The sequence below is a fragment of the Mesorhizobium sp. M0292 genome, from assembly GCF_040321695.1.
Classification (GTDB): domain Bacteria; phylum Pseudomonadota; class Alphaproteobacteria; order Rhizobiales; family Rhizobiaceae; genus Mesorhizobium.
The window spans coordinates 1-12,757 of the sequence record NZ_JAMYSB010000004.1 but is presented as its reverse complement, the minus strand read 5'-3'; the positions used below and the strand labels follow the sequence as shown (position 1 = coordinate 12,757).

General features: G+C 65.1%; 9 protein-coding genes and 1 pseudogene. 6 read left to right on the top strand and 4 right to left on the bottom strand.

The window, feature by feature from the left end:
- Positions 1-3 precede the first annotated feature (3 nt).
- Positions 4-1,476 (bottom strand): MATE family efflux transporter, encoded by a 1,473-nt coding sequence (locus NKI96_RS07005; protein ID WP_352803490.1) that lies wholly within the window; start codon positions 1,474-1,476, stop codon positions 4-6.
- Positions 1,477-1,652: 176 nt separating this feature from the next.
- On the opposite strand from NKI96_RS07005, the gene NKI96_RS07000 reads away from it, so the two are divergent.
- Positions 1,653-2,447, top strand: a complete 795-nt coding sequence (locus NKI96_RS07000; RefSeq protein WP_023705536.1) for a L,D-transpeptidase — start codon at positions 1,653-1,655, stop codon at positions 2,445-2,447.
- A gap of 78 nt (positions 2,448-2,525) precedes the next feature.
- On the opposite strand, the gene NKI96_RS06995 is transcribed toward NKI96_RS07000, so the two are convergent.
- Together NKI96_RS06995 and NKI96_RS06990 are read right to left on the bottom strand one after the other, a co-directional pair.
- Positions 2,526-4,001: an esterase-like activity of phytase family protein gene (locus NKI96_RS06995; protein ID WP_352803488.1), complete on the bottom strand. Its 1,476-nt coding sequence runs from the start codon at positions 3,999-4,001 to the stop codon at positions 2,526-2,528.
- Positions 4,002-4,163: 162 nt separating this feature from the next.
- Positions 4,164-5,189, bottom strand: coding sequence for a LacI family DNA-binding transcriptional regulator (locus NKI96_RS06990; protein ID WP_023682116.1), 1,026 nt, complete (start codon positions 5,187-5,189; stop codon positions 4,164-4,166).
- 195 nt (positions 5,190-5,384) lie between these two features.
- Here NKI96_RS06990 and NKI96_RS06985 point away from each other — a divergent pair, with 195 nt between their 5' ends.
- The 5 genes from NKI96_RS06985 to NKI96_RS06965 all read left to right on the top strand — a co-directional run bounded on the left by NKI96_RS06985 (position 5,385) and on the right by NKI96_RS06965 (position 10,372).
- Positions 5,385-6,416 carry a Gfo/Idh/MocA family protein gene (locus NKI96_RS06985; RefSeq protein ID WP_352803486.1) on the top strand — a complete coding sequence of 344 codons (1,032 nt, stop codon included), beginning with the start codon at positions 5,385-5,387 and terminating at the stop codon, positions 6,414-6,416.
- Complete coding sequence (locus NKI96_RS06980) at positions 6,413-7,321, top strand: sugar phosphate isomerase/epimerase family protein (protein WP_352803483.1); 909 nt, start codon at positions 6,413-6,415, stop codon at positions 7,319-7,321. Before NKI96_RS06985 ends, NKI96_RS06980 begins: the two co-directional genes overlap by 4 nt.
- Before the next feature lie 116 nt (positions 7,322-7,437).
- A complete protein-coding gene (locus NKI96_RS06975; RefSeq protein ID WP_023682113.1) occupies positions 7,438-8,451 on the top strand; it encodes a substrate-binding domain-containing protein in 1,014 nt (337 codons plus the stop codon).
- An 86-nt stretch (positions 8,452-8,537) separates the two neighbouring features.
- Positions 8,538-9,335 carry an ATP-binding cassette domain-containing protein gene (locus NKI96_RS06970; RefSeq protein ID WP_023668308.1) on the top strand — a complete coding sequence of 266 codons (798 nt, stop codon included), beginning with the start codon at positions 8,538-8,540 and terminating at the stop codon, positions 9,333-9,335.
- Positions 9,332-10,372: an ABC transporter permease gene (locus tag NKI96_RS06965; RefSeq protein ID WP_352513492.1), complete on the top strand. Its 1,041-nt coding sequence runs from the start codon at positions 9,332-9,334 to the stop codon at positions 10,370-10,372. Before NKI96_RS06970 ends, NKI96_RS06965 begins: the two co-directional genes overlap by 4 nt.
- A 317-nt stretch (positions 10,373-10,689) precedes the next feature.
- On the opposite strand, the pseudogene NKI96_RS06960 reads toward NKI96_RS06965, so the two are convergent.
- Positions 10,690-12,530, bottom strand: a pseudogene (locus NKI96_RS06960) (ATP-dependent helicase); the annotation flags it as partial.
- Between the last annotated feature and the right edge of the window lie 227 nt (positions 12,531-12,757).

The window sequence follows — 12,757 nt, the reverse complement described above, 5'->3', positions numbered from 1 at the left end:
GCCTCACCCGTTTGGCGTCTCGGGCGCCATGTTTGCCCGTCCGCGCGGGATGCCGAGGCCTGTGTCCGGCGGCTCGCCGGCGGCAGGCCGATCCTCGATCATGTGCATGGTGCGCCAGCGGCCGAAGCGGTAGTAGGCGGCGGCCAGCACCAGCGAGGTGATCGATCCCGCCGGAAAGCTCCACCACAGCGCCTCCTCGCCGATCACGCCGCGCATGAAATAGGCAAAGCCGGTGCGCACGACCAGCACCGAGATCACCAGAATGATCAGCGGCGGCATCACGGCACCGGTGGCGCGCACGGTGGCGAACAGCACGATGGTGACGCCGAACAGGATGAACGACCAGGACGCCACCTTGTTGATGTGGGCTGCAATGTCGATTGCGGTGCTGTCGCGGCTAAGGAACAGGCCGAGCACCGGCCTGTCGAAGAGGAACAGCAGCGCCACCAGGGCGCCGGTGAGCACCAGGTTGAAGCCGACGCCGGACGCCGCGATGCGACCGATGCGGTCCCAGCGCCCGGCGCCGACATTCTGGGCCGCCATCGACGAGACTGCGGCTCCGATCGCCAGTGCAGGCATCTGGATATAGGTCCACAGCTGCGCTGCGATGCCGTAGGCGGCGGCGACCTGCGAGCCGTAGGAGTTGACGATGCCCATGACGGTCAGCGCCGCCGCCGAAATGACGATCATCTGCAGGCCCATCGGCACGCCCTTGAAGACGACGATCCTGAGCAGCGCCGGATCCGGCCGCAGCAGAGCGAGGTTGGCGCCGGCGAGCCGCAGCGGATGCTTTCTGGCATAAAGCACGACGAGGATGGCGATCACGCTCACTGTCTGGCCGATCAGCGTCGAGGTGGCGGAGCCGGCGATGCCGAGCTCGGGGAAGGGGCCGATGCCGCGAATGAGCAGCGGATTGAGGATGATGTCGAGCACGACGGCGAGCGCCATGAAGAAGAATGGCGTGCGCGAATCACCCGCACCGCGCAGCACCGTCATGACGAAGGACAGAAGATTCATCATCGGCACGGCGACGAAGATGATACGCAGATAGGAGCGCGCCAGCGGCAGCGCATCGGGCGGGGTGCCCAGTGTGTTGAGGATGGCGTCGACCCAGATCCAGCCGCAGACGGCGAAGATAGCCGAGACGAGGAAGAAGAAGCTGGCGCTGGTGCCGACGATGCGCCGCGCCTCGGGCAGGTCGCGGGCGCCGACCGATTGCGCCACCAGGATGGTCGCGGCCATGCCGATCCCGAACACGGTGCCGAGAATCAGGAACAGCACCAGATTGGCGTTTGAGGTCGCCGTCAGCGCCGATTCACCGAGGAAGCGGCCGACCCAGACGGCGTTGATCGAACCGTTGAGCGACTGCAGCACATTGGAACCGAGCACCGGAAGCGCGAACAACAGCAGCGTGCGAGGGATTGGGCCGCTGGTGAGATCGCCGGTGCGCCGGCGCGGTGGTATTTTTTCGTCCATGGGCTGTTCGGCGAAGGTTCATCTCAAAGTCCGCCCGGCAATGATCGCCGATTTAACGGACAAGGTCGATGCGGCATCGGAACATCAAGCTTAACGCGGCTGAGGCGATCAGGTTCTCAAAGCTTGCGTAATGGGCTATGGGTCATCGCCGCGAGGGGCCGCAAACCGGGGGGATCATGTCCGACAATCCATTATTTTCCGAGCGCCTGAATAGGCGCGCGTTTCTGGGAGCATCCGCTTTGGGTGCCGCTGCCATGGCACTTTCGGCCTGCACAACCACTGATGTGGCAGTACCGCCGACGCCGGCGCCGGCACCCGCACCCGAGCCCGCTTTCGGCGATGCCGCCACCATGTATTCGGCGCGCGTCGATGAGGGCTTTTCATTGCCGGCAATCCCCGTGGCCAAGCTCGATCCGAAGTTCGTGCGCCAGATCGTGGACGATCCGACCGGCGAAAAACCCGGCACGATCGTCGTCGATACATCCGAGCATTTTCTCTATCTGGTGCGCGACGGCGGCAAGGCAATGCGCTATGGCGTCAGCCTCGGCAAGGCCGGGTTTGGCTGGACCGGCAGCGCCGTGATCCAGGCGCGCAAGAAATGGCCGGTGTGGACGCCGCCGCCGGAAATGATCCAGCGCCGGCCGGAACTGGCGAAATATAAGGACGGCATGCCGCCGGGACCGCAGAGCCCGCTCGGCGCGCGTGCGCTCTATCTGTTCCGCGACGGCAAGGACACGATGTACCGGCTGCACGGCACGCCGGAATGGGATTCCATCGGCAAGAACGCGTCGTCGGGCTGCGTGCGCTTCATGAACCAGGACATCATCGACCTCTACAGCCGGGTCAACGGCGTAGCCCAGGTCTATGTGCGCCCGAACCTGTCGGCCGCGGGCAAGATCATGGCTGTGTCGAGCCGGACCGCCGAGCCGATCGATGCCGGCGTGCCAAGGGATGCGGAGATTTTGAAATAGGTGCCTTCACGGCATCGCTGATCGCCGACAGACGGTTAGAGGCGGACGCGCCGGGCGCGTCCGCCTTTCCGTATACGGCTACTTGTTGGCGAGGCCCGGAAGCGTGACCTGATAGACCAGGAACATGGTGTCGACATCGGCGCCGTCGTCGGCCTTGTAGGGCGCGCCGACCTGAAAACCGTCTTGGGTGAGAAAGTCGTTATCGTTGCCGACGAACAGGAAATAGTCGTCGGGCAGCGCCGGATCGAGCAGGCTGACCACAGACATTGCTTCCCACTTCTCCGAGAGATTGTTCTTGTCGTTCGGCTTGCCGTCATGCAGGCCGAAACGGCCGAGTTCCTTGTTGTCGTTGATGTCGATGAACGGCGTCAGCTTGGCCGGCGTCACCGAGGGGTCGAGCACGCCCTTGGGCGCCAGCGGCTTGTCGGCGGCATCGAAGGCGCCGCCGGCAATGTCGGTGGCGCCAGAGACGTCGACGACGAAAATCTGGCGCAGCAGCGAAGTATCGCCCTTCACCCCCTGGCCGTTTCCGCTGTCGCGCGCCAGCATCAGGAAGGTCTTGTCGGACAGCGCCACGATCTCGCTCTGCGCGGCGACCTTGGTCTTGTCCTTGGCGTCCTTGAACACCGGCAGCGGCACGGCATATTCATGCACCAGCTTGAGATGGGCCGGGTCGGAGGCGTCGTAGACCAGCGCGCGGGTGTTCTGGCGCGTCGCGGGCGAATCGCCGCCATCCTGGCGGGGCGCCGACTGCAGCACAGTGATCAGCGACTTGCCGTCCGGCGTCAGCGCCATGCCTTCGAGGCCTTGATTGTTCTGGCGGCCGGTTTCGGGATCCTTCGGATCGGGTTCGGCTGCACCGGGGCCCGGATTGTCGGAGGCGAAGTTCGGCGCGCCCTTGCGCATCGGCACCAAAGCGGCGGGCGGCTGCGTTGCCGACAACAGATGGCCGTCGGCCGAGAAGCGGTAGATGTTGGGGCCGTATTCGTCAGAGATGAACATGGTGCCGTCGGGCAGCCGCGCGATCGCCTCATTGTCGAGCGCCAGCTTGCCATTGGCCTCGGGCAGGATCGGCAGGTCGCCATTGGCCGCGCGCACGCCGTTGAGCGGATCGAGGCCGGTGGCGTCAGCGCCCTTGTCGTCGGTGAGGAGCAGGGAATCGGCAAGCGTCGCCTTGACGCCTGTCTGTTCCTGGCCGGAGGTGGGCGTGGCGCCTAGTGCTACCGGCGTGAACTCGATGCGAATAGTGTTGAGGCGCGGCCGGTAATCGGTGGTGCCGACGACATTGTAGCCACGGTCCGGCAGCAACCAGAGCGAGCCCTTGTAGCCGTCCGCGCCACGGGTCCAGCTTGCGGCGTCGATGGACATGCCGGAGCCGGAGCCGAAGGTCTCGCCGAACTTGTCCTTCTGATCGGCCGGGATGCGGCCGACGCCGACCAGGCCCTTGTTGACGAAGCCACCAACGGTGGCTGTGCTGTCGGCAAGGGCAGGGGTCAGGGCGGTAAACAGCGCCAGCGCGGCGCCGAGCGAGACGGTTCGGTGCGAGATTTTCATGGAGATCCTCTTTGTGACAAGCCTTGAGCGGCGCAAAGGGGCCACCGCATCGCATCGACGATGTCGCCCTCTCGCAAAGCGGTCTAGGACGCGAACATGATACTTGCGTGACAGAGCGGGCCTCTCCCTTCTCCCCTTGTGGGAGAAGGGAAGGACGCACTATCAATCGCTGTCGCGCGCGATCAGCTCCAGGGGCCAGACTTCGCGGATGATGCGCGGGCCTTCCGGGCCGGCAAAGGCCGGAAGCGATGCCAGCAGCATTTCGGCCAGCCGCCGGCCCATGGGCTCCAGCGACGGACGGAAGGCGGTCAGCGCCGGCGAGAAATAACGGCAGAGCGGCGTGTCGACGATGACGATCACCGCGATGTCGTGGCCGGGCCTGATGCCCATCTCGGCCAGTGCCTTGCAGCCGCCGAGCGCCATTGCGTCATTGTTGAAGATGATGGCTGTGGGCCGGTCCTTGGAGAGCATCACGCGCGGCGTCACCTGGTAGCCGCCTGCCTCGTTGATGAAGCCGTCGGCGATCAGGCCGGGGTCGACTTCGATGCCATGCCGCTCCAGCCCCTTGCGGTAGCCGTCGAGGAACAGGTAGCCGAAGTTGAGATCAAGCGAAGGGCGGATGGCGGCAATGCGGCGGTGGCCGCGCGCGACCAGCCGGTCGACGGCTTCATCACCCGCCCTCTCGAAATCTATATCGAGCGAAGGATAGGTGTCGTCGCCGGATTGACTTCGGCCAAGCGTGGCGAAGGGAAAGCCGGCCTTGCTGAGATAGTCGATCCGATCGTCTTCCCGCCGTGTATTGGCCAACACGACCGCGTCGGCCCGGCGCGTCTCAACCACGCGGCGCAGCCTCTCCTGCTGATATTGGCCGGGCTCGCCCATGACGACCATCAGATCCAGGTCATCCTCGGCCAGTCGGCCCTGCAGACCGATCAGGAACGGGATGAAGAAGGGTTCGCCATATTGCTGGTCGCCCGGATGCGGCTGCAGCATGAAGGCGATCGAATGGGTGGTGCCTTGCCGCAGACTGCGGCCGGACTGGTTGGGCGAATAGTTCAATTGCTTGGCGGCGGCGAGCACGCGCTGGCGGGTGTCGGCATTGACGTCGGCGCGGCCGTTCAGCGCCCGCGACACGGTGCCGATCGAAATGTTCAGGTGACGCGCAAGGTCATGGATGCTGGACGCCAAGGACTTCTCTCCCCCGACCCTTGGCTAGCACCGGCTGCCGCTCAGGCCAAGGCTTCGGGATGATTTTCGCGGGCAGCCGATTGACATTCTAGGCCATCGGGTGTGTTCTCGTAAACGTTTACGGAGAAACGTTTACGGTGATGCCGGAAATGCCGTGACATTCGGTCTGGAGGGACCGGACGGGAGGAATGCCGGATGATGAATGCCGTCCTCGTCGGCTGTGGTGCGATGAGCAAGGCCTGGCTCGATGCCGCGAGGCAGATCGACGGGCTGGCCATTGTCGGCCTTGTCGATCTCGACGCCGAACGGGCGAAGGCGAGGGCGCACGAATACGGGCTCGACGGCGCGGTAATCGGCACCAGCCTCGACGCGGTGCTCGACCAGACCAAGCCCGACGCGGTGTTCGATGTCGTGGTTCCTGCCGCCCGCCGCGACGTCGCCTTTTCCGCCTTTGCCCATAATTGCCATCTGCTCACCGAAAAGCCGCTCGCCGACACCCCGGAAAATGCCCGCGCCATTGTCGACGCGGCGCGCCAGGTAGGGCGCGTTCATGCCGTGGTGCAGAACCGCCGCTACGTCGCCAATGTCCGGCGCATCAGGCGCTTTCTCGACTCCGGCGCCATCGGCAAGCCAACCAGCATCCATGCCGACTTCTTCGTCGCGCCGCATTTCGGCGGCTTCCGCGAGGAGATGGCGCATGTGCTTTTGCTCGACATGGCGATCCATACTTTCGACGCCGCCCGCTACATGGTCGGCGGCGATCCCGCCGGCGTCTTTTGCCAGGAATGGGAGCCGGCGAATTCCTGGTACCGGCAGGGATCGTCGGCCAGCGCTATCTTCGATCTCGGCGGCGGCAAGGTGTTCACCTATGCAGGCTCTTGGTGCGCGGCGGGCTTCCGCACCAGCTGGGAGAGCACGTGGCGCATCGTCGCCGAGCACGGCAGCCTGGTCTGGGACGGCGAGGACGGACTGAAGGCCGAGGTTGTGTTGTCGGTCCGCGACGGCCTGTTCGACCTGACCCAGCCCATCACAGTACCGCCGCTCGATTCCGCCGACCGCGTCGGCGGTCATCTCGGCATCATCAAGGATTTCATCCACGCCATCGAGACCGGCAGCGAGCCGGAAACCCGTGGCAGCGACAACATCAAAAGCCTGGCCATGGTTTTTGGCGCCATCGAAAGCGCCGAGACCGGACGGCGCGTCGCAATCACACAGGAAGCATCATGATGCCAAACCCGCTTCTCGACATCCGCATCGGCACCATGGTGCGGGCCAATCTCGAAGACCCGGCCGCCTACATCAAAGAGATTCTGCCGCTCGGCTTCGAGAGCATCCAGCCCTTCTTCTGGCAGACGCTGGGCGGCAAGGATTTGGCGCGGCTCGCCGGTGAGATTGGCGAGGCGATCGGCGATGCCGATGTCGCCGTGTCGTCGATCGGCGTGTTCGGCAATCCGCTGGAGGATGGCGAGGTCGATCGCGGCGTGCTCGCGGCCTGGGAAACCGTCATCGACAACGCGCATCTGTTCGGCGCCTCGACGGTCAGCGGCTTCACCGGCCGCCTTCGCGGCAAGAAGCTGACCGACAGCCTGCCGCGCTTCCGTGAGGTCTGGGGACCACTGGCCAAGCGCGCCGCCGACAAGGGCGTGCGCATTGCCTTCGAAAATTGCGCCATGGATGGCAACTGGGCGGCCGGCGACTGGAACATCGCCCACAATCCCGATGCCTGGGAGTTGATGTTCAACGAATTGCCCGACGACAATCTCGGCCTCGAATGGGAGCCCTGCCACCAGCTTGTCTACCTCATCGACCCGATGCCGCAGATCCGCAAATGGGCGCCGCGCATTTTCCATGTCCACGGCAAGGACGCGACGGTGCGCTGGGATGTGATCCGCGAGCACGGCGTGTTCGGCAAGCTGCCCTTCGTGCAGATGCGCACGCCCGGGTTTGGCGACAGCGACTGGACGCGGGTGATCAGCGAATTGCGGCTGGCCGGTTACAAGGGCGCCATCGACATCGAGGGCTGGCACGACCCGGTCTATTGCGGCGACCTCGAAATCACAGGCCAGGTGCGCGGGCTGGAATACCTCAAGCAATGCCGGGGAGGAGCGACCTACCTGCCGAACCCGGCGTGACCGAGGGCCGGTGGGAGGAGCCGGCCTGACAGATTGCCAAGCACTGCCGACAAGCACTGCCGACAGGCGAACCACGAAACCCCTCGGCTCACCGAGGACAAAAGGGAGGAACGTGCATGAGCATCGCAATGAGAACGACACTTCTGCGCTCGACCGTCGTGGCCGCAGCCACGGCGCTGTGCGCTGCCATCTCCACTCTGCCGGCGCAGGCGCTCGACGCCCAGTGGTGCAAGGATGTCCACATCCGCTTTTTCGTCGGCGGCGCCGAGGGCGACGCTTTCGGCACCATCGTCTACAATGGCGCCAAGCAGGCGGCGTCCGATCTCGGACCCAAGGTCGATTACATCTTCTCGCAGTGGGACGTCGAGAAGATGGTTCAGCAATTGCGCGAGGCCGTCGCCGTGAAGCCCAACGGCATTGCCATGATGGGCCATCCCGGCGACGCCGCGATCATGCCGCTGGCCGAACAGGCGCACAAGGACGGCATCAAGATGATGTACCAGAACGTGCCGGTGCCGACGGTGGTGGCTGCGTTCGGCGGCGGCTATGTCGGCGCCCAGCAGGAGCAGCAGGGCCGCGCGCTCGGCGTCGAAGCGTTCAAGCTCGGCAATCTCAAGTCCGGCGACAAGGCGATCATGATCGGCCCGTTCGAGAACGAGGCCCGCGGCGCGCGCGAGCGCGGCACCGTGGCAGCACTCAAGGAAGCCGGCGTCGAGGTCATCCAGCTGTCGTCGCCGCCGAGCGGCGAATGGGCGTCCGACCCCAATCTGGCGATACCGGTGATCACCGCGGCCCTGCTCAACAATCCCGACGTCAAGGCGGTCGGCTATCCCGGCGGCCAGATGCTGGGCAACGTCGCCACCTACATGCAGGCGGCGGGGCGCAAGCCGGGCGACATCTTCAATTTCGGCTTCGACACCAGCCCGCAGATCGTCGAGGCGTTCAAGGGCGGCTGGGTGCAACTGACGGCCGATCAGCAGCCGTTTCTGCAAGGCTATCTGCCGATCCTCAGCCTTTGCCAGCAGGTGGTGCTGGGCCTGGCGCCGATGAATGTCGACACTGGCGCCGGCTTCGTCACGCCGCAGAATTACGAGATCGTCGCCGAGCTCGCCAAGCAGGCGCTGCGCTGACCTCCCAAACTGCCGGCTGGGCGCAAGCCCGGCCGGCAGGACCGCCGGCACCAGGCCGGGATGATACCACAGGAGCGAGGATCGCCATGGCCGAACGCATTATCGAACTGCGCGACATCAGCAAATCCTATGGCCAGGTCTATGCGCTGGGCGGGGTCAATCTCTCGGTCGACCGCGGCGAGGTGGTTGGCTTGATCGGTGACAATGGCGCCGGCAAATCGACGCTGATCAAGATCCTGTCCGGCGTCGTCAAGCCGACCAGCGGCGAGATCCTGGTGCGCGGCAAGCCGGTGACCGGCTGGAGTGCGGCACGCTCGCGCGACGCCGGCATCGAGACGGTCTTCCAGGACCGGGCGCTGGCCGTGCAGCAGACCATCGTGCGCAACATCTTCATGGGCCGCGAACTCACCGGCTTCATGGGCTTTCTGAAGGTCAATAAAGAGATAGAGGAGGCGAGCCGGCTGATGCGCGAGATCGGCTTTACCTCGAAAGTGTTCACGCCGCATTCGATCGTCGGCCAGCTCTCCGGCGGCGAACGCCAGGGCGTGGCGATCGCGCGCGCCATCTACAAGCAGGCGGAGCTGATCATCCTCGACGAGCCGACGACGGCGCTGTCGCTCACCGAGACCGCCAAGGTCTTCCATTTCGTGCGCCAGGTGCGGGCGAGCGGCCGTTCGATCCTGTTCATCGGCCACAACATCCACCATGTCTTCGACATCGCCGACCGCTTCGTGGTGATTGACCGCGGCAAGGTGGCGCTGACCGCCGATCGCACCGAGGTCAAGTCGGCCGAAGAGCTGATCAATTTCATGGAAGACGTTGCGCATCCCGGAGGATTGCCGGGGCTGCACGAGGCCGGCGACGCGGAGAGGGCAGCACGATGAGCAAGACCATGGAACCCGATCTGCAGAGCCCTCTCGGCGGCAAGGCAGCCCGACCCGAGTGGAAGCACCCGTCCGACCACTGGCTGCGCGGTTTCGTCATCGACAACCGCGCAGCGCTCGGCACGCTCGCCGTGTTCATCATCATGATGGCGGCGTTCCTGATCGCCAACCCAACCGTGTTCACCACCTGGTATCTCTACAGATCCGTGCTGACCACGCTGCCCGTTGCGCTGTTCGTGGTGGTGCCGCTGGTCTTCGTCGTCACTTGCGGCGAGATCGACCTGTCATTTCCCGCAACCATGGGCTTTGCCTCGTGGGTGTTCGCGCTGGTGGTGCAGGCCGGCTATGATCCGTTCCTCGGCATCGCAGCGGCGATTCTCACCGGCACGCTGCTTGGCTTTCTCGTCGGGTCGCTCGTCGTTTATGGCGGGCTGTCGTCGCTGATTGCCACGCTCGGCATGAATTTCCTGCTGCGCGGCCTAATCCAGATCATCAACGAGGGCAGGTCGACGGCGCTGACCGGTCTCAGCGACAGCTGGGCGTACACCATCTTCTCCAGTCAGGTGTGGGGTTTTCCGGTACAGGTCTTCTGGGCACTCGCCTTCGTCATTTTGTCGGCAATGCTCTACAACCGGCACCGCTTCGGCGCGCAGGTGAGGGTGGTCGGCGACAACCCCGACAGCGCCCAGCAGATGGGCATCGACGTCAAACGCGTGCGGGTGAAAGTGTTCATCTTCACCGGCATTGGGGCTGCGATCGCCGGCACGTTTTCGGTGATGATCAACTTCACCTGGTGGCCGACCGCGGGCGACGGCTATCTGCTGCCGGTGCTGGCGTCAGTGTTCGTCGGGGGCACCCCGACCTGGGGCGGCATCGGTACGGTTGCCGGCGGCGCCATCGGCGCGGTCACCGTGTCGTTCATCCAGACCGGCGTCGTGGCGGCGGGCTTGAGCGGCTTCTACGTCCAGTTCTTCAACGGGCTGATCATCATCCTGTCGCTGCTGGGGCACAAGTGGAACCAGGCGCGGTACAGGTGAGGGGCGGGCTAAATTGACGGGGACGCTCATGTTGCGGACCGCATGCCCCGACGACTGGGCAGACGCCCGTCGCTTCGTCATTCTAGGGCGGAGCAGGAGCGAAGCTCCGTCGCGTAGACCCTGGAATCCATTCCGCGACCTTGGAGTGCAGCTGCGCAGGATTCCGCACCGTGGCAACGCGTTGAAGACGCGGGATGGATCCTCGGGTCTACGCTGCGTCGCTACGCTCCTTGCTCCGCCCGTGGATGACGAGGCGGGGAGGCTCCGCCAGACTACAACAATGTGGTCGCTTGTAGGACAACAGGACAAGCGGGCGCTCACACCGCCGCCACAAACCCGTCCAGCACGCGTTTCTGGCCGGCCTTGTCGAAGTCGATGGTCAGCTTGTTGCCTTCGATGTTGGAGATGTTGCCGTTGCCGAATTTCTGGTGGAAGACGCGGTCGCCGACACTAAAGGCTGACGGCGTGTCGGCGACGGATTTGGCGACCAGTTCGCCGTCAATGGTGCGGCCTTTGACGCTGGTTCGGCCGGCGCCGTAGCCGGAGTCGGTCTCGCCATAGCCGATGCGCTCGACCTGGTGGCCGGAGCGCGAGCCCCAGTTGCGGTCGGTCGCCTCGGTGCGGTTGGCCTGCGCGCGCTGCCAGCCGGGCGTCGCATAGGTGTTGGAGAAGGCGCCGGATTTTTCCGCGCCGACATTGTCGAAGCGCGAGGCGCCGTAGGGGTTCTGCCGCCCTGCGCCCTGGCCGCCACGGCCCGACGCGAACGAACCGCCGCCATAGGAATTGCCGTAGCCGCCATAGGAGTTGCCGCTTTCGGCGACCTCGACATGGGCTTCCGGCAGTTCGTCCAGAAAGCGCGACGGGATGGTCGACTGCCACAGGCCGTGGATGCGGCGGTTGGAGACGAACCACAGATGCAGGTTCTTCTTGGCCCGGGTCAGGCCGACATAGGCGAGACGGCGCTCTTCCTCCAGGCCGGAGCGGCCGCCTTCGTCCAGCGCGCGTTGGTGCGGGAACAGGCCTTCCTCCCAGCCGGGGAGGAACACGGTCTCGAATTCGAGGCCCTTGGCCGAATGCAGCGTCATGATGTTGACGGCGTCAAGCTCGGCGTTCTGCTCGGCGTCCATGACCAGCGCGACATGCTCGAGGAAGGAGCGCAGCGATTCGTACTCCTCCATCGAGCGGATAAGCTCTTTCAGGTTTTCCAGCCGGCCCGGCGCCTCGACCGAGCGGTCGTTCTTCCACATGTCGGTGTAGCCGCTCTCCTCCAGAATGGTCTCGGCGAGTTCGGTGTGCGGCGTGGTTTCCAGCGCCTTCTGCCAGCGCTCGAAATTGGCCGCCACTTCGCGCAAGGCCGCGCGGGGCTTGGGCTTCAGCTCGTCGCTTTCCGCAAGCTTGGCGGCTGCCTCCAGCATCGGGATGCGCAAGCTCCGCGCCGTGTCGTGGATCTGGCGGATGGTGGCTTCACCCAGGCCGCGCTTGGGGACATTGACGATGCGCTCGAAGGCGAGGTCGTCGGCGCCTTGGGCGACGACGCGGAAAAAGGCCAGCGCATCGCGGATTTCCATGCGCTCGTAGAAGCGCGGGCCGCCGATAACGCGGTAGTTGAGGCCGAGCGTGACGAAGCGGTCTTCGAATTCGCGCATCTGGAAGGAGGCGCGGACCAGGATGGCCATGTCGTTGAGATTGTGCTTGGCACGCTGGTAGGTCTCGATGGTCTCGCCGACGGCGCGCGCTTCCTCCTCGGAATCCCAAGCGGCGTGGACATGCACCTTCTCGTCGTCCTCGGCGACCTTCTCGGTGAACAGCGTCTTGCCGAAGCGACCCTCATTGTGGGCGATGAGGTGCGAGGCGGTGCCGAGGATGTGCGCCGTCGAGCGGTAGTTGCGTTCCAGCCGGATGATGGTGGCGCCCGGGAAATCCTTGTCGAAGCGCAGGATGTTGTCGACCTCGGCGCCACGCCAGCCATAGATGGACTGGTCGTCGTCGCCGACGCAGCAAATGTTGACTTTGTTTTGGCTCACGGGCTGTTCCGCGCGTGCCGGCGCGGGCCCTCCGCCCCCTCTTTTTTGCGCGCCTTCGGCGTCGCGGGAGTCGCCTCGCAACGGCTCGGACGCCCGGTCGGGCTTGCGGCCTTCGGCCGATCGCGCTTTACCCTCCCCTGGATGGGGAGGGTCGCCGCGAAGCGGCGGGGAGGGGTGACTGGCGCCGGCGCTGCCACACCCCCCCCCCCCCGGCCCACCCCCCCCCCCCCCCCCCCCCCCGCCGGGTCCAGTTTCTCAATTTGGGGACAACTGAGCCGTCCGGTGCTCTTAGGCAGAGGAATCATACGAGATCCCTCCTGCAACATCATTTCCCGCATCCACAGGCTTGCCGGATCACTAT